This is a genomic window from Sinomicrobium soli (assembly GCF_003285545.1).
Classification (GTDB): Bacteria; Bacteroidota; Bacteroidia; order Flavobacteriales; family Flavobacteriaceae; genus Sinomicrobium.
In genome coordinates, this window is record NZ_QLNV01000003.1 from 148,448 (window position 1) to 171,034 (window position 22,587).

Below are 22,587 nucleotides of genomic sequence, written 5' to 3' on the forward strand. Positions count from 1 at the left end.
GTAAATTTGGGGAGTATTTTAATCGTCATTCATGGATATATCCATTGTAATACCCTTACTGAACGAACGGGAATCCTTACGGGAATTACACGACTGGATTGCAGCGGTCATGCAGTCCGGTCGTTTTTCCTATGAAATACTGTTTATCGATGACGGCAGCACTGACGGCTCCTGGGATATTATCTCGGAGCTGTCTGCGGGAAACGATGCGGTAAGGGGTATCCGGTTTTTCCGCAATTACGGCAAGTCCCAGGCCCTGCACGCAGGATTCCGGGTCGCCCGCGGGGCGGTGGTCATCACCATGGATGCCGATTTGCAGGACAACCCGGAGGAGATCCCCGAACTCTACCGCCTGGTCACCGAAGAGGGTTATGACCTTGTTTCGGGCTGGAAGAAAAAAAGGTACGATGATATCCTGACCAAGAACATTCCTTCCAAACTGTTTAACTGGGCCGCCAGAAAGACCTCCGGCGTCAAGCTTCACGATTTCAATTGCGGTCTCAAGGCTTACAGGAACACCGTGATCAAGAATATCGAAGTCTACGGGGAAATGCACCGGTATATTCCGGTACTTGCAAAAAACGCCGGGTTTTCCAGGATAGAAGAAAAAATAGTGCGTCACCAGGCCAGGAAATACGGCCGGACCAAGTTCGGGATAGAGCGGTTTATCAACGGCTTTCTCGACCTGATCACCATCTGGTTCCTCTCCCGCTTCGGCAAGCGCCCCATGCACCTGTTCGGGGCTTTGGGGGTACTGATGTTCCTCATCGGGTTTTTATCCGCCGGCTTTATCGGGGCCGACAAGCTCTACAAACTTTACAGCGGCCAGCCCGCAATACTGGTCACCCAGAACCCGTGGTTCTTTATCGCCCTAGCCACCATGATCATAGGTTCACAGCTATTTCTTGCAGGATTCCTGGGAGAAATCATCCTGCGCACCAAAACAAAGAACGACAGGTATAAAATATTTGACACGATCAACGTTACTACAGGAGAAGAACCTGAAAAAGAAACAGTACGACACCTTTAACCGAATTAACTGAGATAAACGATTTACAAGAAATGCAGATAGAAGAACACATCCTCAGGAAAGCCAATCAATGGCTCACCCCTGCCTTTGACGATGCTACCCGGCAGCACATAAAAGAAATGATCGAAAACAATCCCGAAGAACTCACGGATTCCTTTTACCGCGACCTGGAATTCGGCACCGGGGGAATGCGGGGTATTATGGGCGTGGGCAGCAACCGCATCAACCGGTATACACTCGGAAAAAACACCCAGGGACTGAGCAATTACCTCAGGGAAACATATCCCGGACAACAACTGAAAGTAGCCATAGCCTACGATTGCCGCCACAACAGCGATACCCTTGCCGGGGTGGTGGCCGAGGTTTTTTCGGCCAATGGTGTGCAGGTATACCTCTTTTCTGCCCTGCGCCCTACCCCGGAGCTCTCTTTTGCCGTCAGGCACCTGGAATGTCACTGCGGTATTGTACTGACCGCCTCACACAACCCGCCCGAATACAATGGTTACAAGGTATACTGGACCGACGGAGGACAGATAGTACCCCCGCAGGACGGAGCGATTATCGAAGAGATCAACCGGTTGTCATTTGGCGATATCCGGTTTTCCCCGGATGAAAAACTCATTTCGTATATCGATAAGGAGGTAGATGAAGCCTTTATCGCCGCATCAGTAAAAAACGGAAGCTTCAACGCCAAGGATAAAGATAATTTCAGCATCGTTTTCACTTCCCTGCACGGTACTTCCATTACCATCCTTCCCGAGGTGCTCAAAAGGGCGGGCTACGAAAACGTGTATATTGTTGAAGAACAGGCTGAACCGGACGGAAATTTTCCCACGGTAAAATCGCCCAACCCGGAAGAACCCGAAGCCCTCGCGATAGCGCTGCAAAAAGCGGAAGAAACCGGGGCCGACATGGTTATCGGTACCGATCCCGACAGTGACCGCCTGGGCATAGCGGTAAGGGATACCGGGGGCAAACTCGTATTGCTCAACGGTAACCAGACCATGGTGCTGATGACACGTTTTCTGCTGGAACAGTGGAGAAAGGAAGGTAAACTGACAGATCACACCTTTATAGCATCCACCATAGTGTCTACCCCCATGATGTCGGCCATTGCAGAAGACTACGGCGTAGAGTACAAAATAGGGCTTACCGGGTTCAAATGGATCGCCAAAATGATCAAGGCCCATCCGCAACAGCCGTTTGTAGGGGGCGGAGAAGAAAGCTTCGGGTTTATGGTCGGTGATTTTGTACGGGATAAAGACGCCATAACCTCTTCCCTGCTCGCCTGTGAAATTGCAGCTGCCGCCAAGGCAGAAGGCAGCTCGTTCTACGAGCAGCTCATACAGATGTACGTGGAATACGGTTTCTATAAGGAACACCTGGTCTCCCTGGTTAAAAAAGGAATGAAAGGGGCCGAAGAGATCAAACAGATCATGACCGGGCTGCGCAACAACCCCCTGAAGGAAATCAACGGTTCGCGGGTAATCCGTATCGAGGATTACCAGGGCTCCGTAGCCAAAGACATGCTCAGCGGCGAAGAAGAATCCATAACACTCCCGAAATCCAACGTACTGATCTACCATACCGAAGACGGGAGCAAAATAGCGGCAAGGCCCAGCGGTACCGAACCCAAGATCAAATTCTACATCAGTGTACACACCCGACTGCCATCGGCCGACCTTCTCGACGAAACGGCACGGAAATTGCAGAAACGGATAGATCATATCGTAGCAGAACTCGGTATCAACGGCTAACCGCCGGGGTACCCGGATCATTTTTCCGGCACTTTCCCGGTGCCGGAACATCATATATTAATATTCGAAACCGAATGAATTATTTCAAAAAGATCTTTCGCTTTGCCCGGCCGTACCGCAAATATGCCGTGCTCAATATTATCTGTAATATACTGTACGCCCTGTTTGCCACGCTGTCTATGGTATCGCTGATACCCATGCTTACCGTACTGTTCGGTGAAGAGGAAAAAATAACCGTCCCGCCGGTATACGACGGTATCGGGCATTTAAAATCTTTTCTGGAAGATTATCTCAATTATTACATCACCACCACACAGCAATCCCACGGGGCCGAATATACGCTCGGTATCATGGTCGCGATCATCATCTCCCTGTTCCTCCTTAAAAACCTGTTCAATTACCTGGCCATGTTTTTTATCACTTTTCTTCGGAACGGTGTTTTGAAAGATATCCGAAATGCCATGTATAAGAAGGTAGTGGAACTGCCCGTAGCCTATTTTTCGGAAAAGCGGAAAGGAGATGTCATAGCCCGTATTTCTTCCGATGTACTGGAAATACAGCACTCATTCCTGTCCATACTCGAACTCATAGTGCGGGAACCCCTTACCATTCTGTTTACCATCGTCACCATGTTCTCCCTGAGCACCAAACTCACCTTGTTTGTGTTTATCTTCATTCCCATCTCCGGCGTCATTATTTCCATGATCGGGAAGCGGCTGAAAAAACAATCGGACAAGGCGCAACTGGAACAGGGATATTTCCTTTCCATCATCGAGGAAACCCTGGGCGGACTGAAAGTGATCAAAGGCTTTAACTCGGAAAATTATTTTAACAGGCGGTTCCGGTCTTCCACCAACAGGTTCTACCAGTTGTCCAACAAGATCCTGAACCGGCAAAACCTGGCTTCCCCTGCAAGTGAATTTCTCGGGATTATCGTTATAGCCATCCTGCTGTGGTACGGCGGGCACATGGTCCTGGTGGAGGAAAGCCTGAATGGCCCTGTCTTTATTGCCTATATGGCCCTGGCCTACAATATCCTCACCCCTGCAAAAGCCATTTCCAAAGCCTCTTACGGGGTTAAAAAGGGCAATGCCGCAGCCGAGCGGGTACTGGCTGTCCTGGAAGAAGACAATCCCATAGCCGACGGCCAGGGGGCAGCGGAGAAAAACAGTTTTGACCGGGAGATCCGCATCGACCATATCGATTTTCAATACGAGGAGGAAAAGGTACTCCACGATTTTTCCCTCCACATCCCCAAGGGCAGGACTGTTGCACTGGTGGGACAATCCGGAAGCGGGAAGAGTACCATTGCCAACCTGCTCACCCGTTTTTACGATGTACAGAAAGGGAGTATTACCATAGACGGAACGGATATCAGGGACCTGAAACTACACTCGCTTCGGGGGTTAATGGGGCTGGTAACCCAGGACTCCATCCTGTTCAACGATACCGTAAGGGCCAATGTAGTCATGGGCAAGGAAGATGCCACCGATGCCGAAGTTGAAGCAGCCCTGAAAATAGCCAATGCCCATGAATTCGTTTCCAACCTGCCTAAGGGCATCCATACCAACATAGGGGACAGCGGGAACAAACTGTCGGGCGGACAGAAACAGCGGTTGAGCATTGCCCGTGCGGTACTGAAAAACCCCCCGATCATGATACTGGACGAGGCTACTTCCGCACTCGATACGGAGAGTGAGAAACTCGTTCAGAAAGCCCTGGAAAACATGATGAAAAACAGGACTTCGGTGGTCATCGCACACCGTCTTTCCACCATCCAGAATTCAGATCACATCGTAGTCATGCAACAGGGCAGGATCGTGGAACAGGGCACCCATACCGAGCTGATGCTGAAAGACGGTACATACAGGAAGCTCGTGGAAATGCAATCATTCGAATGACGGATACAAAAAAACATCCGCCTCACGGGGAGACGGATGCAGTTTCATAGTAAGACCCGGACTTTTTTCACTATATATAAGCAAAAAAAGCATTGGTTGGTCAAAAGGTTGCCCCGAATATAGGTATATTTTTTTATGATTTATTAATAATGGTAATAAAAAAATAACTAAAAATTAACTCAGGCCACTCTTTTTGTTAATACGACATTTTAAAGTGTAATCATAATTTCACCGTTTTCTATTTTATCAACCCGAATGTCCGAATCAGAACTATTACAGCAACTCAAAAGCCAGGACACCCGTGAGCGGGCGTTCCGGGAACTGGTGTCCCGGTATTCGGAGCGTTTGTACTGGCATATCAGGCGTACCGTGATCAATCACGACGATACCGACGATGTCTTACAGAATACCTTTATCAAAATATACCGGAATATCGAAGGATTCAAGGGAGAGAGCAGTCTCTTTTCATGGATGTACCGCATTGCGATCAACGAATCCATTTCCTTTCTGAACAGCAAATCCAGGCGGCAGGGCCTGAACAATACCGAATTACAACAGTCGCTGGTAGCCAACCTCCATGCTGATCCTTATTTTAACGGGGACGAGGCCGCGTTAAAGTTACAACACGCCATTGCCACACTGCCCGAAAAGCAGAAAACGGTCTTTAATATGAAATATTTCGAAGCCCTGTCTTATGAAGAGATTTCGGAAATACTGGAGACCTCTGTCGGGGCATTAAAAGCATCGTATCATCATGCCGTAAAAAAAATTGAGCAGTTTTTAAGTGAGGATTAAACCTTCTACGATAAAAACAGTCAAACAGTTATCGTTCCAAGAAACGGCGGAACAGCCGGAAGTCGGAAGCCCGGAGCCGGAAGTAAAAGTACTGCGGGCTCCGGCCCCAGAAACAAACAATATGAATATGGGAAATACAAATAACAATAATGGCTTTAAGGTTCCGGAAGGCTATTTCGGGCAACTGGAAGATCGCCTGTTGGCATCGGTCTCCGGAAGCCGCCGTATCTCCCGGGAAGAAGGCTTCTCCGTTCCGGACCATTACCTGGAGAGCCTGGAAAAACGTATTGCGGAACGGGTCAGTACCGATACTGCCACTACCCCGATGCACCGGAACCCGGTAGTGCGGCTGATCTATACCGTTTCGTCGGTAGCGGCACTCGTTGCCATATTGCTTTCTGTGGTATTCGGCACGATCTCCCGGACCGGAAGCGGTCCCGACACTGCGTTTACCGGCATACTCCCTGAGGAGATCGAATATTATATTCAAAACGGTTTTTTATCTGTTGACATCCAGGACATAGGAGACCTCTATGACAGCAGTGAGCTGGAAACCGTAAGCTTTTCCTCCCTGGATGAGGCATTTATCATGGAATACCTGGAAGAGCATGCGGATATGGATATTTATATGGGTCTTGAGGATGAATAACAATGGATTTTTATATCACATACACACTATAATTACACGAATATGAACACATTCAGGAACCTGGCACTCACTATCCTTCTTCTCTTTTGCATTGCAGGTATGGCCCAGGAAAAAAGCAAGAAAGAGCGTTTCATGGCACTCAAGGTAGCCTATATTACGGAAAAGCTTTCGCTGACTTCGGAAGAAGCTGAAAAATTCTGGCCTGTTTACAATAACTATTACGAAAAGATATTGGATCTCAGGTACAGGGAATACAAGGATGTCAGGAAAAAAATAAAGGACAATGACATAGGGAATATGTCTGAACAGGAAGCTAACAAGCTGCTGTCTGCACTGGAAGCCATAGAGTATGAGAATTACCAGGAAGATATAAAGCTCACCAAAAAACTCAAGGGCATTATCCCGGCAGGTAAAATACTCCTGCTCAAAAAAGCCGAAAAAGATTTCAGCAGGGAACTGCTCCACAAGCTTAAACGGGATAAGTCAAAATAACGTCCGGACCTGAAAAAGCCCTCACGAAAACGAAAGGGCTTTTTTTTGATATTCTCATTTCACTGTTATCCGCTGTTTACCGCTGCGCACTATAGGTCGTAAAATGCCATATAAACTGGTACTCCTTTCCGTTAAATGTTCCGGGCACCTGTTCCTTATACGACGTTTCCACTACATAGGTCTCTTTCCAGGGTGTTGTAAAGGATACCTTCCCTTCCTTGTCGGTATGAAGGGTTTTCTCCCATCCTCCGGGTAAAAATACCTTGAGTTCATTTTCAGCCAGGGGCTTGCCGTCATACATGAGCCGGAGTACTATTTCTCCCTCCTCTTTTTCCGGAATGATCTCCAGTTTGGACAGGGAAGCCGCCCCGGGAACATTTTCTGCCTGTTTTCCCACATGTACAGAGGCTACGGAGGCGTACTCCGTTTTGAAAATTCCCAGGTCATACTCGGTATAATCGACCACGTCTACCTTGTCATTGGTGAGCACCACACGATAAATCCCGGCTGTTCCGGGAACAAAAGAGGCCGTATAATGATTATCTGCCGCTTTTTTCTCCAGTTCTGTCGTGCTTCCGTCGGGGGCTACCAGATGCAGGACAAAATCGGCAGCAAAAGAAAAATGTCCGTCCACATCTTCGCGCTGCCCGTAGGCATATTCACCGAAAAACACTTTTACCTCATGAGAGGTACCCGGTGTTCCCTCCGGTTTTGTTTCGAGCCACAGGAAATGTGCATTTGCCTGCTGAAGGCCCAGGATGGCTATGAGAGCCAGGATAGTTTTTTTCATTTTTCAAGGTTTAAAAGATTAAAATATTTCCGGGAAATACCGGAAATAACACAAGAGCCTTTCTGCTTTTCCGGACTCCGAACAAGGTTTTTTACCATTCGTCATACTACCGGTGCCTTATCTTTCGGCACTGCCCTCCCCTGCTTTACGGGACGGCCGGGCACTTTCTGTTTTTTCAGTTTCAGGGCTATAATAAGGGTAGTTACCGAGAGCAGTATCCAGAACACATCCACAAAGAATATGTCATAATGCCCCGCCCTGAGGGTCACCCATATCCAGTTGCCCGATACCAGTCCGTTAGCCACCGGCACCAGGAACCCTATCAGCGATCCGCTGATAAGGGTGTATTTATTGGTAAAATAATTATCCCTCTTTACCGTAAACAACACCGTCAATACGAGCCAGCTATAGAAAAATATCCGGTATATCTGTGTTACCCTCGAAGGATCAAAATCATGTACCAGCACCTTCACGGCTACAAAAGTAAACGCTGTTGCGGGGTACATGCTCAGGCATACGGCGATATATATCCACACCAACCACGCATTAAAGCGCCGCTTGCTTTCGGAAACACTCTTTCTGTCACGGGCCACCAGCCAGATCATGACCCCGGAGATAATCACAAAACAGGACACAATACCCAACACGAAATAAACAATGCGCAATCCCCGTCCGCCAAAATCCCCGAAATGCAACTTGTTGAGTACATTCGTTGCCGCATCCACATAGTTAAAATCCTTAAACGGATCCTTCGTATATACCACCTCCCCGGTACCTGCCCTGAAGACCATCTTTCCCTTTCCGGTAAAACTGCTCGTATTCCGGGCCAGTCCCTCTACAGCGATATGCATATTGGTATCGCCGTAATTCATTACAGTCACCCATCTTATATCAAAATCGGGCCATGTCTCGTGAACCTTATCCACATAAGCATCCACATCCGGGACCCCGTTCCCTGCCCTGCCCTGCAACTCATACCCGGAGGCTCCATAGCCAAAATCCTCATACATTTTTGCCGTATCATTATTATACACCAGGGAAACCACCGGGGGAGCCATGACACTGGCCCCTATCATGAGATAGGTTCCGGTAAGTGCAAAGACAAACTGGTAAGGCAATCCCAGTATTCCCAGTGCGGTATGTGCATCGGTCCACATCGCTTTCAGTTTGGCCCGTGGCCTGAACAGGTAAAAATTGGAAACGATCTTGTTCCAGTGTACCAGCACCCCGGTAATTACGGCAAACAAAAAGAAAAAAGCGACCAGGCCGGCCAGCAGATATCCGGAAGTACCGTAAAAGTTGAGCTGGGCAAAAAAGTGAAGCCGGTACAGCAGTTCTCCTATGGAATAGGAACTGTAATAATCATAGCTTTCGGCATTCTCCTTGTCCATATAGAAGAACGTCCCGGCCCTGGCCTCTTCAGGAGCCAGCGTATCCTTACTTGCCGTGATATTCACCGATACCCTTTTCTCCTCGTAGTACTGGTTAAAGCTTATATCTCTTCCGTAGAGGGGGGTTCTCTCCCTTATACTGTCGAGCAGGACATTGAGACCGGCATCGTTCAATGCTGCACTGCTTACGGTTTCATTGCGCTCCCAACTGATGATCTCATCCCGGAAAAAGGAAAAAGAACCTGCAAAAAAAATAACGTACAATGCGGCACTTATAACGATGCCACTAATGGTATGGGTGTTGAAAAGAACATTGTATATTCTGTTATCCATCAGGATCGGTCTTGGTTTTTACTCACTAAGTGAGATTTAAAATGCTCCGACGCTTGCGTCGAAATGTTTTTTCGGGACTTCCGGTTTATGCCTCGCGAACCTGCTCCGAGGTCATGGACTATTTTCGGATCAGGACAGGTCCGGTTTCCTCTTACACAAGAGGATTATACGTTTTTCCGAGGTAGATGAACACCGCGAAAAAGAGGGTCAGCAAAAGATATATTCCCCATACCTTCCATCCGTTCTTCGCCAGGAACGCCAATATTAAAAGTGCTCCCCACAACAAGAACCCGGCATAGCGCAGTGTCATGATCACATTGACGTGATCCAGCCAGAACGCCAGTGCTATATGTACCGAGGTCGTTACCATATATCCTCCTATAAAACCAGCAGTAATTTTCGCAAAACGCTGCCAGGGCGACCGCGTCAGGTATTTTTTATTGGCCGGCATAAGGCAGGATTAATTCGACGACAAAAGAAAGAATCGCAATAACCAGGACTCCCCGGTAATTTATAAACTTCAGGGGAGATACTATAACAACAAGGCTTCCCAGGGTCATCAGTATAACAAAAAAAGCAAATATCCCCGCCCCGGTACCATAATACAGGACAGAGAGCGACAGCCCTGCAAAAAGCATACACGATCCGGCTATTTTACTTTCCGCGGTATGCACCTGCAGCCACTTCTCTATTCGCAGGGACTTGCTCAACACTGCCCGCCTCGAAGTATTGTAAAATGCATAAAACCCTAAAAAAGTAATGACGACAATCAGGGTAGTCATATTCTGATACATTTTATTTTGACTAATTCTAAACAGCGACAAATATAATAACGGAATACGGATCAACCAATTTTATTTAAATTAAATTTAAATACAGATGTCTGAGCTATGATTTTATTGAAATTCTCCCAGGCCCTGTAGCAAAGTCTTACCTGTTATCCGATCGGGGAAATTGCTTTAACTGTTAGACGTTGAAATATCACCTCTCCGGTTACGATTAAAACGGCGGGTATCAGATTTACCTACAGGCTGTGATTTCAGAAACGTTCACAGAGCTGGGTGTCTTTGTATGTCCTTGTAAAATAATCCGTAAGACGGTTTTGGAATCATGAGCTCAACCTGTAACTCGTAACCTGCTACCAGCAACCAAAGAGATAGTCCCCCTCAAAAAAAATTAAAAAAATCGTCTGAACTGTAACAATCATTCCCGACCTTCATCTTTATATTGAAAAACAAATCCTTTTTGAGCCTACAGGATAAACATACGGAACAGTTACTCGAGCAGTGCAAACACGGAAATACCAAGGCACAGATCGCCATTTACAACCGCTATTACAGGGCCATGTACAATACTGCCCTCAGGATCGTAAAAGACGAGGCGGAAGCCGAAGATATCATGCAGGAGTCTTTCCTGAAGGCATTTACCAAACTGGACACCTTCCGGGGCGAGGTGACTTTCGGGGCCTGGCTGAAGCGGATCGTGGTCAATGACAGTATTTACAGCTTCCGGAAACAACAGCAAAACCGGAAGGTCCCGATGAATGAAGCATTGCATAAGGTCGAAGATAACGACGGTATTGCTCCCGACCATGAGTTTACAGATATCAAGGCTCAAAAAGTTCTGGAAACCATGAAGACATTAAAGGACAATTACAGAGTTTCTTTGACCTTATATTTAATCGAAGGGTATGACTATGACGAAATAAGCGATATCATGCAGATCAGTTATGCCAACTGCAGGACAACGATCAGCAGGGCCAGGGAAAGCCTGAGAAAAAAACTGGTTTCCGTGATGGAAACGGAATAAAACGAACACGATGAAAAAAGATCCGATAGACGAACTATTCGATAAACCCGAGGGGCATTTCGATACCGAAGCCCCCCGTGCAGACCACCGCGATCGCTTCCTGGAAAAACTTTCGGCCTGCGCAGGCACGAAAACCAGGACGGGACCTCCGAAAAATTTATGGAGGACCTTATCGGTTGCAGCGTCTCTTGTCGTATTGCTCGGGCTGGGCTGGATCGTATTCCGGATCCCGCCGCCTTCCCCGGTCGATATGGCCCCCGAAACGGAAGAAATACAAACCAATCCGGAACTGAAAAGAACACAGTATTATTTCTCCTCTCTTATCCGGGAAGAGCTGCAGAAAATAAGGGAAAATGCAGATACCGAAGAAACGAGGACCATCATGGAGGATGCCCTGGAACGACTGGCCCTCATGGAGAATGACTACAACAAACTGGAACAAGAATTACAGCGCAACGGATACAGTAAAAAACTGCTCCATGCCATGATCACCAATTTTCAGACGAGGATCACCCTCTTGCAAAACGTCATGGAGCAGATCGAGGAAACAAAAGCATTAAAACAAGTAACACAGGAAAGTCATGAAGAAAACAGGATATAGGATCGGGACCCTTATGCTCGCTATTGCCTTCCCGGTAATAGCACTCGCCCACGGGCCGGGAACAAAGTGGAACGGACGTTACAGCAAGGAAAAGAAAATCGAGAAATCGTTTGATGTGAATGCCAGTGCGCTGTTAAAGGTAAATAATTCCTACGGGAATATTTATATCACCTCCTGGGAACAAAACCGTATAGAGATCGAAGTTCATATCAGGACCAACGGGAACAACGAGGAAAAGGTACAGCAAAAACTCGACGAGATCGACGTGGAGTTCGAAGCCGGCAAAAGCATGGTTTCCGCCAGAACCGTATTTGGCAGTAAAAAATGGAGATGGAGCTCGGGCGGCAATGTCAGCATGGAAATAAACTACACCGTCAAACTCCCTGCGACCAATAATGTAGACCTGAGCAATGATTACGGAAGCATCCGCCTCGACCGCCTGAAAGGCAAGGCCAGAATAAGCTGTGACTACGGGAAACTGGACCTGGGCGAACTGTATGCGGACAACAATGAATTGTCTTTCGATTACACCACCAAGTCCACCATCTCTTATATGAAAGGGGGGACCATCAGTGCCGACTATTCCGGTTTTATCCTCGAAAAAACGGAACACCTCAACCTGAGTGCGGACTATACCTCATCGGAGATCCATGAGATCGGCAAGCTCGAATACTCCTGTGATTACGGCAGCCTGAACGTGGAAAAGGCAAAAAGCATCCGGGGAAGCGGGGACTACCTGTCTACCAGGATCGGGACGGTACACGGGGACCTCGGAATTACTTCTGATTACGGTTCCATAAAAATATCGGAACTGGCTGCGGATGCCGGCAATGTCAATATCCGGTCCGATTATACCGGGATCAGGATAGGATTTGATCAGAATTACAGTTTTGACTTCGAAATAAAACTGGATTATGCCGGGTTTAAAGGAGAAGACAGTTTCGAATACGACATAAAACGGGAAACAGGCACGGAGAAGTACTACAAGGGTTCTTACGGTAATTCCCCGGCCAGAACATTAACCATCACTTCAGATTACGGGGGAGTTACCCTATACCGGAACTAAACCGTGACCTGCATTAAATCACAGATCAAAAATGAAAAAAATCATCACACTTTGCATCGCCATGTCATTTGTGTCAGCTACAAATGCACAATGGTTTGGGAACAAGAAAATAACCGGGAACGGAAAGGTTGTCAAAACCGACCGGGAAACGGCAAATTACGACGAAATAGGTGTTGCCGGCATGTTTGACGTTGTCCTGGTATCCGGCGGGGAAGGCCATATTACCATAGAAGCCGAAGAAAACCTCCTGGAATACATAGAAACCGAGGTAAAGGGAAGTACCCTGAAGATCAAAACCACCAGGGGTATCAACCTGAGGCCGCGAAAAAAGATACTGGTCACCATTCCGTTCGAAGAAATTTCAGCAGTATCGCTGGCCGGCTCCGGAAGCATTACCGGGAAATCCCCGGTCAGGGCTTCCGGTTTCAGTACCAGCCTGGCAGGATCGGGCGACATAGACCTCACCGTGGAAGCCGACAGGGTCGAGAGCAATATCGCGGGTTCGGGAGATATAAAGCTCAGGGGAAAAGCAAAAAATTACAAGGGTCAGGTTTCCGGTTCCGGGGATATTCACGCCTTTGAACTCACCACCGACGAAGCCGACCTGTCGGTATCGGGCTCCGGCGATATCCGGGTGTACTGCGCACAGCAACTCACCGCAAGGATATCCGGTTCGGGAAGCGTGCTGTACAAGGGCAACCCTAAAGAAGATTCGAAGGTATCCGGTTCCGGAAAAATAAAAAAAGAAGGGTGAAATCCGACGCGTTACAGGTCCCCGATATTGCGGGGACTTGTATTATAACACACCCCCCGGGGGTCATATCCCGCGGTATTCCGGCAGCTTCCTGTAGATCATCCAGGAGATCAATCCGACCACTATCCCTACAGAGAGCGTTATCCACAACGCTTTATGATCTGTCATCAGGGCCAGGATTATAAATATGATCGCAGTTACGGCCATAGTCCTGGCCAGCACGCGGAGTCCGAAACTGTTCTGTGCCTCACTGCTCTTTAAATCTTCGGCAGCCTGCTTTTCATCTGCGGTTTTACGGTGAACGGACTTGTAACGGAGGTAATCATCCGATACTTTTCCCCTGCTCCCCGCCCAGATCTCATAGGCTCCGAGAAGTATCACCGGAATAAGGGCCCCTGCCAGCATTTCTTCGGCCCGGCTCAACGAAATACCGGTAAAGAGGGGATGAAAAAATTTAAGATAAACATTCAGGGAAAGCCCTAAGATCGTGCACCACAAAACGGACTTTCCCGTATGATGTTTCGAAAACAAGGCCCAGACAGGCGGGCCGTAGAGCGAACACCCGGTAACGGCGCCCACACTCAGTACAATCTCCACAATTCCCCCGGCAGAAGGCACCAGCAAGGCTACACCGATCGTCATGAGCCCGAAAACAACAACGGCCAGTTTCGCGATCACCATCAGGTGCGCGGGCCTGGTATCCGGGCGTACCGACCGGTACAGGTCGTTGGTAAATACTGCGGCGGCCAGGTTCAGGGTCGTATTGACAGAACTCGCCGTGGCAAAGACCATCCCTCCCAGCATCAGGCCGATCAGCCCCCGGGGAAGCACTTCCTTGCACATCATCAGGTAGGCCCCTTCACTTTCCAGTCCCGACAAACCCGGGTTTACCAGGCGGTATATCACGGGAGGTAACATCCAGATCAGGGGACTGACCAGGTATAGTGCGGCAAAGAGATATCCTACCTTTTTTGCCGATGCAGGGCTGTCTACACTGGTATAGCGCTGTACATAAGCCCAGTTCCCGCCTATAAATATGCCGTTATAGACTCCGAAGGCCAGTAAGAACAGCCAGGAATATTCTTCATTCACCGGCATAAAGAAACCTTCCGGTGCATCCCGGAACAGGGTATCTATCCCCCCTATACTGTCAAAAGCCAGGGGTACCACAATAAGTACGGCCCCCGTAAGTACGATAAACTGTACCACATCAGTGATCATGACCCCCCATAAGCCCCCTACCACCGTATAGATAATGATCAGGGCCCCCAATGCCAGAATACAGGCTTCTATCGGAAACCCGGTAGACACATTGATGATCTTGGCTACCGGGTACAGAAAGGCCCCGGTATACATTAAAGAGATCAGCAGGATAAGGTAACTGTAGAATTTCTGTATGGTGATCCCCAGCCTTTCAGATACGAATTGAGCTGCTGTCAGGGCCCGCGACCGCTGCCAGGCAGGAGCGATAAACATCCCGACAAAAAATCCGCCCAGGCACATGGTGAGCTGAATGGCTACCGATACAAAACCGTACTCATAGGCTATGGAGCCCCATACGACAAAGGTCCCTGCAGAAAAAAAGCTCATAAACAAGGACAGCGAACTGATCTGCCACGGTACGGCGCCCCCGGCGGCAAAATACGACTTCATCGAATTGCCCGTTTTTCCGAAAGACAGCCCTGCCGCTACTATAATACCTGTAAAGACAAGCATTACGATATAATCCAGAATTCCCATAGCTATCTCTTTAACGGTAACAACGAACCCCGAACAGTGCAGCGGGAACATTGGCCGAAGGATGTTCCAGCACGATAGTCAGCTCCCCCGTCGTTACCGGATCTTCCAAAAATACATTATTTATCGTCTGGTAATTCCCCTCTTTTTTATACAATACATTCCCCCGGTCGTCAAGGATATGGTAATTCCTGACACAAAACGGCATCACATCTTCCGGGTGCCCCATCAGGACGCTTTCCATGGGATGATCGTAATCGGTATCGAAAAACAGGTCGATCCTGCTTATCCTTTCAGGGTTCTCCCAGCGGATACGGACGGTCGGGCGCTTATCGTTCAGATCGGCCACCCAGGCATTGGGTGACGTAGTAGGCCTGTAAACCCCGTTCCGGATATTCTCCTTATCAAAAGGCTGCAGCGGCGGATCGATGCTCAGGGCTAAATTGTGCCCTTCCGGGCGCCGCTGGGGGCACCAGAACTCAAAAGTATCCATCCCTATGTCTTCCGGAGGGGTCTGTTTCCCGAAGTTCGACACCGCCTTATTCACCAGGTTAAATGCAGATAACACCCCGGTAAGCCTGAGGGAGGAACGGAACAGTTTGATATCCGGGTTTTCACGCAGGATCAGAAAGGCATAGGCTTCCTCTTCCATCACTGCAGAAAATTCAAGCTTAAGCGTTCTCCGCCCCTGCTTTGTTTCCACCGATTTCTTTTCCAGGATGACATCGGGGGTAAAATTACCTGTCCTGGAACTGGTCCTCAACTCGACCTCCACGGTAGTGTTTTTCAGAACGGCCAGGTCAAAAGTCAGGGAAGGTACTCTTCCCTGTTTCAGGGGAAGCAGCTGGGCCACGGAAATATCCAGGGGCAGTACAAGATCTGCATTCAGGGTATCCAGGCAAAAGGTACCGGAGACCTCCAGGGTAGCCTGCCGTACCAGGTCGAGCTCATCATGCAGGGCAAGCCCGGGAATATGCTGCCCGCTTTTCAGCAATTCCTGCTGCAGATCACCGATAAAGCCCTTGCTTATAATATCCCGGGGATCCAGATATCTTTTCGCAGTACAGATGTCATTTCCGGCCGCTTTATGTACAGGCCCCTCTCCTCCTCCGGGATAATATCGGTGCTGTTCCATTTCCGCAAATTCTACTTCTGCCGGTGCCTTTTCCCGGGCAATATAGGCCGCCATGCCTATGGCCTGCCCGATATAGGCTGCCGTGGCCATGACCCGGGTAGAAGCAAAAGCCACATGGGTGGTACTGATAATGCGCCCTGCCAGGAAAAGATTTTTAATATTTCTGCTGTACAGGCAGCGGTAAGGTATCTGGTATATCCCTTTGGAATGCCACTGGTTGCAGCCCGGTTTTTCGCTGAACACACCGTCTGCAGGGTGCAGGTCGATAGACCATCCGCCATAGGCCACGGCATCATCGTGCGCCTTTTGCTCCACAATATCCTGCTGGCGTAATATATAATCCCCTTCAAACCTGCGGCTCTCCCGCTTTCCCGGGATCATCCCCACCCATTCCAGGGTCATGGTCTCCGCTTCCGGGTACTCCCCCGAATTCTTGATATAATCCCACGCGCCGTACACGATCTTCCACAGTTCCCACTTGATCTTTTCGGTATCGTGTATCGTATCCATCCGCCCCCCGTATTCCAGCCACCAGAGTTTACATCCGTACTCTTTGGCATTAAAACTCCTGAACCGGGGGATTTCCCTGCGTACATCCATTGCAAAATCCGGGGCTTTATACTTTACCGGCCTTCCGGTATCCTTGCTGTAAAAATACAGGCTGTGCCCCAGCAATTCCCCGTATTCCTCGGTAGGGGCAAATTTCTCTCCGAATTCCTCCTGCCTTTCCGCTCCCATCCGGAATGCCGATCCGGAAAGAAAACCCACAATACCGTCGCCCGAAGCATCACAGAACAGCGGAGCATGGACCACATATTCGGTAGAATTCTGGCTGCAGAACCCTTTTACCGACCCGATCCTGTCTGCTTCCGGTTTATACACTTCATAAACAGCAGTGTTTAACAGCAGCGTTATGTTGGGTTCACTCTTTACCTTATCGAGGAGGATCATATCCAGGATCAGGGGGTTCCCTTCCCTGTTCCGGTACATGTTTTCCACCAGGATCTCATCGATAACCCCGCCCTCACGGCTCCACCTGTTGTTATTGCCGAGATGGGAAGTGGCCCCGAGGATCCACAGGCGCACTTCACTGGATGAATTTCCCCCCAGTACCGGCCTGTCCTGGATCAATACTACCCTGATCCCCTTTCGCGCCGCCGTAATGGCCGTACACACCCCGGAAAGTCCCCCACCTATAACCGCCAGCTCCGTATGATGAATTTCGCTCTTTAACGCTCTCTTTAATTCATAACCTTTTTTTATCATAATCCTGTCTTCTTTACCTTTTTTCCCGATATTAAACATTGACCTTTTTAACTCAAACCGACAAAACTATACTGGTCTGGTCTGGTTTAAAATCAAAGAAAAGAAAAACCATTAGCATAAACAAATATTTTTTCTTGTTATCTATTCTCAATCATTATTTCACAGAAAAGAGATCAGTATATCTCAATGTTTTTTAGATATTTTACAACATAATCAGGTATTTTCTTACATAAATTTGAAACACTGCGAAAGTAATCAGTGCAGAAAGAGACTACCCCAAAGCCTTTCTTATCCTAAAAAACAGACCCGTGGTTGATTACCTAATAAGACATGACGTGATTCAAAAAAGAGAATTCTGTCACGCTAACCTTTATCTTTAATTATCTATAACTATTTATCTGCTATAGAAGATTTATCAGTTTCTACAGCTTCATGAAACATTAATTGCATTTCCCATGATAAATACTATCTGGATATATTTAACTGCACGAGCCCTTATCTTCTTAATATTTTACAAGCCAATACTTCTTTAATCACTCCGGACAAATTCTAAAATAGAAAGAACATAAAAAACCCTCGATAAAACCCTGAAATTTTGCTTTCCCTTAAACTTCATATACTTCTATTTCGTTCTTCATAGAGTCTGATATAGTAATTGTCCAATTCTACAGAATCATTATACTTCTTACGTATTGCTTTTAATTTTTCTTTCATCCTTTTAACCACGTCTAAATATTCGGGATCCTCAAATACATTATACATTTCCTCCGGATCTCTTTTCCTATCATATAATTCCCATTCATCAATATCATAATAAAAATGGATGAGTTTATAATTCTTGGTGGCAATACCATAATGCCTTTTCACTGCATGAGTTGTAGGATATTGATAATAATGGTAGTAAACTGCATCACGATCCCATTTTTCTTTTTCCCCTTTCAGTAATGGCAACAAACTCTTTCCCTGCATATCTTCAGGGGCCTTGATTCCTGATATTTCCAAAAAAGTTTGAGCAAAATCGAGATTTTGTACCATTTCATCTTCGGTAATACCAGGTGTAATTTTATTAGGCCATTTGATTAATAAAGGTGTTTTAAACGATTCCTCATACATAAACCTTTTATCGAACCAACCATGCTCCCCAAGATAGAATCCTTGATCCGAAGTATAAACTATTATAGTATTTTTATCCAATTTATTTTTCTCGATATAATCCAGTAAACGCCCTACATTTTCATCAATTCCTGCTATAGTTCCCAGATAATCTTGCATATAACGTTGATATTTCCATTTTAGCAAATCCTCATCATCCATTGTAGAATATAATTTCTCAAACTCCTCTGAAACAGGATAGTAAACACTATCCCAGCTCATTTTTTGAATTTGATCCATTCTGGATAAACCTGAATTTATTTTTCTTTCCTTAATTCCCAGTTTTTTGATGATCTTCAGATCAACTTTATTATCATAATTAAGATTCATATCCTTCAGAATACTCATTTTTGCAGTTTTAGCAGCAGTTCCCCTATTACTGTAATGGTCCAAGAGGGTTTGGGGTAAGGAAAATTTCTTCTTAGCATACTCCTTATAATGTCTTTTAGAAGGTAACCATGGCCTATGTGGAGCTTTTTGCAAACACATTAAGAAAAATGGTCTGTCAGCTTTTCGTCGATTATTGAGCCAATCAATGGTAAGATCCGTTATAATATCAGTTACGTAGCCGTGAATAATGGTGTCTCCTTTATTAGTAATAAATTCAGGATTGTAATAACTCCCTTGCCCAGGTAAAATTTTAAACTCGTCAAAACCTTTAGGGTTATTTCCAAAATGTAGTTTTCCAAACATAGCGGTTTGATACCCCTTTTTCTGTAATAGTTGGGGAAAAGTAATGTTCGTTGTATCAAACTTACTGATATTATCTATTTTTCCATTAATGTGACTATGTTTTCCGGTTAAAATCACTGCACGGGAAGGCGCACATATCGAATTGGTAACTGTTGCATTGGTGAATAAAATCCCTTCTTTAGCAATACGATCAATATTCGGAGTTTGGATCAGTTTACTACCATAAGCACTGATAGCCTGATATGCATGGTCATCGGACATTATAAAGATAATGTTGGGCTTTTTAGGGGGTTGTTCAATAGTCTTACTTTTTTCCATGTTATCACATCCGATAATTATCGACGTAATTAGAAAAAAAAGAAGTATACTGACGCATGGGTGATTTTTGACTTTCATCTTATTTTTTTTCAATGAACTATTCATTCAACCAATAATTCCGGATAATCCGTAATAATACCATCCACCCCCATCAATTTCAGCATATCAATTTCTTCTTTGGTATTAGGAGTCCAGGCCACTACCTTCATTCCTCTTTCATGACATTTATCTACTTCTTCCCGGGTCAGATATTTAAAATTCGGACTGTAGATATCAGGTTCAAATCCCAATAATTCCAGATTATCCTCCAGTGTGAAGTCTTTCCTTCTGCTTCCCACCAGATATGAAGTTCTTATATAGGGATAATTCTCTTTTAGCACCTGCAAGGTCCGGACATCGGCAGACTGTATAATAACGTAAGGCATGATTCCCTTTCTTGTGATTACATCCATTAACAATTGTACAAATACCTCCGGAGTCGGGTTTAAAGTATTATCTCCGCTTACTGAAGATTTAGTTTCAATATTGTAAAAAACCTGCGCTCTACCCTTTTTTTCAATGAAACACTGTACCGAATCGATTACGTCTTCCAATAACGGTATGGAAACTGCCATTTTACGTTGGCTCGGAAAAAGATGATGGGCTTTCAATCCTACATCATATTGCTTCAATTCATCATACGTCATTTGCATGATGGGATAATTCTCTTTTTCTTCTTCTCTTAGATCTTCTCCATTTGGTTTCCGCGTAAACCACGGATTCAAATAATCATCATGACTCAATACAAGTTTTCCATCTGCTGTCACTTTTACATCCATCTCCAGCGTTGTTATTCCATCTATCGAAAGACTATAAAGCATGGAAGGAATTGTATTTTCCGGCATCACCCCTCGGCCTCCACGATGACTTTCTCGATCAAAGGCTGGAAATTCTGCTGGTTTCGGGTTCATAGAACATGACACCAATGATATTATGATTCCACAAAAAAGGAAAGTTTTCTGAAAATTGATCTTATTATTTTCCCTCATGATAGTTAAACTGTTTCCTGGTTTATCATATTTGCTGGGTCCCTACTAAATATCCATCTCAATGACCCGAAGGCCATAGGCTGGCAATTCCACCTTAAAATTCCCCCCATTATCCATAAACTTTTTTATTCGATTTCCTTCTTCGTCATAAAGTATGGTGTCTCCTTTATTTGATTCCTTATAAGGTGTGATCTTTTCCCGTTCCACAAGAATATCCGTAACCTGTTTTCCGGTACTGTTATTAAGCAATATAACATACAGCTTCTTTGACCTGGAGTTGATCGCTCCTACAAAATCAATACGGGAGTTGCTCATGGTGATCATTTTTTGCTTCAAGAACAATTCGGCCGGCTTTCCGAAAATATTCCCCATTTCAAAACCATAAGTTTTATGGGGTCCTACTTTAGGAGTAATAAACCCAGCGGGGAAATCGATTTTCCCTTTAGAACGCAATTTTACTTCCGATAATAAATAATCGGTTATCCAGCCAATCTGCCACCATGCATGATGAGGATAACGTCCGACACCTGCATCCATTGATTTCCAGTAATAGGATTGTACTCTCGTTTCGGGATTGACAAAAGCATCCCGTCCCCAGACAGCAGCCCGGGCCATATTAATAAACAGTGAGTCCCGGGTAAGTTGATATAGCCTGACAAACATTCCGGCGTGACTTGCCAATAAGATAGGGCCATTATCATTGGCAGATCCCAATAGCCCATTTTGTTCTACTCTCAATCCTGCCTGGCTGATCTCCCAGTCCTCCCTCTCAATACCATTGACATTTTTTTCAGTCCGATCAGGGACAGGATGTGTGTAAATATAAGTCGTATAAAAACGGGCAGCTTTTATAGCTGCATCCCTATAACGTTCATCTTCCGTCAATTCATAAAGATCGAGAAGCGCCTGTACACTTTGGGCAGTGGCAAAATCAGGAGCAAACCTGAAATCTCCACACACTCCTAAAAAATGACCTTTGTCAACAGCATTTCTGATAAACCAGTCCGCTCCGTTTCGGGCTGCCCGAAGATACTTTTCATCACCCAATATTCTGCTCGCCACCACCAGTCCGTAAAAAGTAGGTCTTAAATCCTTTACATCAGTAAAAACCGGATTTTCTGTCTCCCGGTCATATGCTACTTCCCAACGCCCGTCAGGATGCTGCCAATCCAGCAACTTATCCGCCCCAAGGCGTAATTGTTGCCTTAACAAGGTGTCTTCCGGATTAAAAAGAAGCATATTACCTATATCGAGCATAACGTAATATGTAAGACCTATGGGTTCTACATAGTTGCCCCATTCTTCTACAAAACGTTTGCTTTTCCATAAATAATACTGCCCTTTGGCTGCTCCCTGAAAAAAACCGGATTCGTCTTCCTGCTGAGCAATCTTAAAGTTTCTTGCATAGGGCAGACGCCCTTTCTTAAGTGAGCTGTCGGTCATATTCGACAACATCCACATCGCCCCATAATCCGAATTCTTCATGGCATCATCGTCCTTATCATAAACACTGCTCAAATAATCCTGTGCTCCTATTTTCAGGTTTTGATAAGATTGGATATTCCACATAGATATGGAATCATCCTTCACATATCGGGATAGGGCCAAAAGCCTGTCAGACAGGGACTCTTCAGTATCCTTCAATTTCAGGAAATCCGGAAAACGATAAATATCATTGATTGCATGCTTGTAAACAGGGTACCAATCTGTTGCCTGAAGTGTATACCGAAAATGGAAGGAAAGGGTATCTCCTTCTTTGAGGTATGACCCCTGTTCTCCCAAAACCGGGTGATATACTACCGGGGTCAACTCCCTGTCCCGGTTCATGATCGACAATCCAAGGTTCCAATCGTTGTGTGTCCTGTAATCGTATTTCCAAGGATTACGCCC

The 22,587-nt window shown here is 46.2% G+C and carries 19 protein-coding genes; 10 read left to right on the forward strand and 9 right to left on the reverse strand.

Features of this window, described 5'->3' with window-relative positions:
• Positions 1-31: 31 nt before the first annotated feature.
• From DN748_RS04530 to DN748_RS04555, 6 genes are all read left to right on the forward strand, one after another.
• A complete protein-coding gene (locus tag DN748_RS04530; protein ID WP_112370586.1) occupies positions 32-1,030 on the forward strand; it encodes a glycosyltransferase family 2 protein in 999 nt (332 codons plus the stop codon).
• A gap of 32 nt (positions 1,031-1,062) precedes the next feature.
• Entirely contained in the window at positions 1,063-2,787 is a 1,725-nt protein-coding gene (locus DN748_RS04535) for a phospho-sugar mutase (protein ID WP_112370587.1), read from the forward strand.
• 74 nt (positions 2,788-2,861) lie between these two features.
• Positions 2,862-4,688, forward strand: coding sequence for an ABC transporter ATP-binding protein (locus tag DN748_RS04540; RefSeq protein WP_112370588.1), 1,827 nt, complete (start codon positions 2,862-2,864; stop codon positions 4,686-4,688).
• A gap of 255 nt (positions 4,689-4,943) precedes the next feature.
• Positions 4,944-5,483 carry an RNA polymerase sigma factor gene (locus DN748_RS04545; RefSeq protein ID WP_112370589.1) on the forward strand — a complete coding sequence of 180 codons (540 nt, stop codon included), beginning with the start codon at positions 4,944-4,946 and terminating at the stop codon, positions 5,481-5,483.
• Positions 5,484-5,610: 127 nt separating this feature from the next.
• Positions 5,611-6,132, forward strand: coding sequence for a hypothetical protein (locus DN748_RS04550; RefSeq protein ID WP_146746556.1), 522 nt, complete (start codon positions 5,611-5,613; stop codon positions 6,130-6,132).
• Between the two features lie 42 nt (positions 6,133-6,174).
• Positions 6,175-6,624 carry a hypothetical protein gene (locus tag DN748_RS04555; protein WP_112370591.1) on the forward strand — a complete coding sequence of 150 codons (450 nt, stop codon included), beginning with the start codon at positions 6,175-6,177 and terminating at the stop codon, positions 6,622-6,624.
• A 76-nt stretch (positions 6,625-6,700) separates the two neighbouring features.
• Here DN748_RS04555 and DN748_RS04560 read toward each other — a convergent pair whose 3' ends face one another.
• From DN748_RS04560 to DN748_RS04575, 4 genes are all read right to left on the reverse strand, one after another.
• Positions 6,701-7,414 carry a DUF4198 domain-containing protein gene (locus DN748_RS04560; RefSeq protein WP_112370592.1) on the reverse strand — a complete coding sequence of 238 codons (714 nt, stop codon included), beginning with the start codon at positions 7,412-7,414 and terminating at the stop codon, positions 6,701-6,703.
• Between the two features lie 101 nt (positions 7,415-7,515).
• Positions 7,516-9,138 carry a PepSY-associated TM helix domain-containing protein gene (locus tag DN748_RS04565; protein WP_112370593.1) on the reverse strand — a complete coding sequence of 541 codons (1,623 nt, stop codon included), beginning with the start codon at positions 9,136-9,138 and terminating at the stop codon, positions 7,516-7,518.
• A 151-nt stretch (positions 9,139-9,289) separates the two neighbouring features.
• Positions 9,290-9,589 carry a hypothetical protein gene (locus DN748_RS04570; RefSeq protein WP_112370594.1) on the reverse strand — a complete coding sequence of 100 codons (300 nt, stop codon included), beginning with the start codon at positions 9,587-9,589 and terminating at the stop codon, positions 9,290-9,292.
• Positions 9,576-9,920, reverse strand: coding sequence for a hypothetical protein (locus tag DN748_RS04575; protein ID WP_146746557.1), 345 nt, complete (start codon positions 9,918-9,920; stop codon positions 9,576-9,578). The genes DN748_RS04570 and DN748_RS04575 overlap by 14 nt, the downstream gene beginning before the upstream one ends.
• 463 nt (positions 9,921-10,383) lie before the next feature.
• On the opposite strand from DN748_RS04575, the gene DN748_RS04580 reads away from it, so the two are divergent.
• The 4 genes from DN748_RS04580 to DN748_RS04595 are packed head-to-tail and all read left to right on the forward strand — an operon-like array spanning position 10,384 to position 13,368.
• The gene (locus DN748_RS04580) at positions 10,384-10,947 is read left to right on the forward strand and encodes an RNA polymerase sigma factor (protein ID WP_112370596.1); all 564 of its coding nucleotides are present in this window, start codon (positions 10,384-10,386) and stop codon (positions 10,945-10,947) included.
• A gap of 10 nt (positions 10,948-10,957) precedes the next feature.
• Positions 10,958-11,548, forward strand: a complete 591-nt coding sequence (locus tag DN748_RS04585) for a hypothetical protein (protein WP_112370597.1) — start codon at positions 10,958-10,960, stop codon at positions 11,546-11,548.
• Positions 11,529-12,614 carry a DUF4097 family beta strand repeat-containing protein gene (locus tag DN748_RS04590; RefSeq protein ID WP_112370598.1) on the forward strand — a complete coding sequence of 362 codons (1,086 nt, stop codon included), beginning with the start codon at positions 11,529-11,531 and terminating at the stop codon, positions 12,612-12,614. The genes DN748_RS04585 and DN748_RS04590 overlap by 20 nt, the downstream gene beginning before the upstream one ends.
• Positions 12,615-12,645: 31 nt before the next feature.
• A complete protein-coding gene (locus DN748_RS04595) occupies positions 12,646-13,368 on the forward strand; it encodes a head GIN domain-containing protein (RefSeq protein ID WP_112370599.1) in 723 nt (240 codons plus the stop codon).
• A gap of 63 nt (positions 13,369-13,431) precedes the next feature.
• On the opposite strand, the gene DN748_RS04600 is transcribed toward DN748_RS04595, so the two are convergent.
• The 5 genes from DN748_RS04600 to DN748_RS04620 all read right to left on the reverse strand — a co-directional run bounded on the left by DN748_RS04600 (position 13,432) and on the right by DN748_RS04620 (position 22,524).
• Positions 13,432-15,108: a sodium:solute symporter family protein gene (locus DN748_RS04600; protein ID WP_201741424.1), complete on the reverse strand. Its 1,677-nt coding sequence runs from the start codon at positions 15,106-15,108 to the stop codon at positions 13,432-13,434.
• A gap of 10 nt (positions 15,109-15,118) precedes the next feature.
• On the reverse strand, positions 15,119-17,506 hold the full coding sequence (locus tag DN748_RS04605) for an FAD-dependent oxidoreductase (protein ID WP_112370811.1): 2,388 nt from the start codon (positions 17,504-17,506) through the stop codon (positions 15,119-15,121).
• 612 nt (positions 17,507-18,118) lie between these two features.
• Positions 18,119-19,669, reverse strand: a complete 1,551-nt coding sequence (locus DN748_RS04610; RefSeq protein ID WP_236636790.1) for a sulfatase family protein — start codon at positions 19,667-19,669, stop codon at positions 18,119-18,121.
• Positions 19,670-19,770: 101 nt separating this feature from the next.
• Positions 19,771-20,619 carry a glycerophosphodiester phosphodiesterase family protein gene (locus DN748_RS04615; RefSeq protein ID WP_112370812.1) on the reverse strand — a complete coding sequence of 283 codons (849 nt, stop codon included), beginning with the start codon at positions 20,617-20,619 and terminating at the stop codon, positions 19,771-19,773.
• Between the two features lie 123 nt (positions 20,620-20,742).
• Positions 20,743-22,524: a hypothetical protein gene (locus DN748_RS04620; protein ID WP_201741425.1), complete on the reverse strand. Its 1,782-nt coding sequence runs from the start codon at positions 22,522-22,524 to the stop codon at positions 20,743-20,745.
• Between the last annotated feature and the right edge of the window lie 63 nt (positions 22,525-22,587).

What these genes read in the sequence shown, in the direction of transcription:
- DN748_RS04530 (WP_112370586.1), top strand. Translation starts at nt 32, where the DNA reads ATGGATATATCCATTGTAATACCCTTACTGAACGAACGGGAATCCTTA.
- DN748_RS04535 (WP_112370587.1), top strand. Translation starts at nt 1,063, where the DNA reads ATGCAGATAGAAGAACACATCCTCAGGAAAGCCAATCAATGGCTCACC.
- DN748_RS04540 (WP_112370588.1), top strand. Translation starts at nt 2,862, where the DNA reads ATGAATTATTTCAAAAAGATCTTTCGCTTTGCCCGGCCGTACCGCAAA.
- DN748_RS04545 (WP_112370589.1), top strand. Translation starts at nt 4,944, where the DNA reads ATGTCCGAATCAGAACTATTACAGCAACTCAAAAGCCAGGACACCCGT.
- DN748_RS04550 (WP_146746556.1), top strand. Translation starts at nt 5,611, where the DNA reads ATGGGAAATACAAATAACAATAATGGCTTTAAGGTTCCGGAAGGCTAT.
- DN748_RS04555 (WP_112370591.1), top strand. Translation starts at nt 6,175, where the DNA reads ATGAACACATTCAGGAACCTGGCACTCACTATCCTTCTTCTCTTTTGC.
- DN748_RS04560 (WP_112370592.1), bottom strand. Translation starts at nt 7,414, where the DNA reads ATGAAAAAAACTATCCTGGCTCTCATAGCCATCCTGGGCCTTCAGCAG.
- DN748_RS04565 (WP_112370593.1), bottom strand. Translation starts at nt 9,138, where the DNA reads ATGGATAACAGAATATACAATGTTCTTTTCAACACCCATACCATTAGT.
- DN748_RS04570 (WP_112370594.1), bottom strand. Translation starts at nt 9,589, where the DNA reads ATGCCGGCCAATAAAAAATACCTGACGCGGTCGCCCTGGCAGCGTTTT.
- DN748_RS04575 (WP_146746557.1), bottom strand. Translation starts at nt 9,920, where the DNA reads ATGACTACCCTGATTGTCGTCATTACTTTTTTAGGGTTTTATGCATTT.
- DN748_RS04585 (WP_112370597.1), top strand. Translation starts at nt 10,958, where the DNA reads ATGAAAAAAGATCCGATAGACGAACTATTCGATAAACCCGAGGGGCAT.
- DN748_RS04590 (WP_112370598.1), top strand. Translation starts at nt 11,529, where the DNA reads ATGAAGAAAACAGGATATAGGATCGGGACCCTTATGCTCGCTATTGCC.
- DN748_RS04595 (WP_112370599.1), top strand. Translation starts at nt 12,646, where the DNA reads ATGAAAAAAATCATCACACTTTGCATCGCCATGTCATTTGTGTCAGCT.
- DN748_RS04600 (WP_201741424.1), bottom strand. Translation starts at nt 15,108, where the DNA reads ATGGGAATTCTGGATTATATCGTAATGCTTGTCTTTACAGGTATTATA.
- DN748_RS04605 (WP_112370811.1), bottom strand. Translation starts at nt 17,506, where the DNA reads ATGATAAAAAAAGGTTATGAATTAAAGAGAGCGTTAAAGAGCGAAATT.
- DN748_RS04610 (WP_236636790.1), bottom strand. Translation starts at nt 19,669, where the DNA reads ATGGAAAAAAGTAAGACTATTGAACAACCCCCTAAAAAGCCCAACATT.
- DN748_RS04615 (WP_112370812.1), bottom strand. Translation starts at nt 20,619, where the DNA reads ATGAACCCGAAACCAGCAGAATTTCCAGCCTTTGATCGAGAAAGTCAT.
- DN748_RS04620 (WP_201741425.1), bottom strand. Translation starts at nt 22,524, where the DNA reads ATGAACCGGGACAGGGAGTTGACCCCGGTAGTATATCACCCGGTTTTG.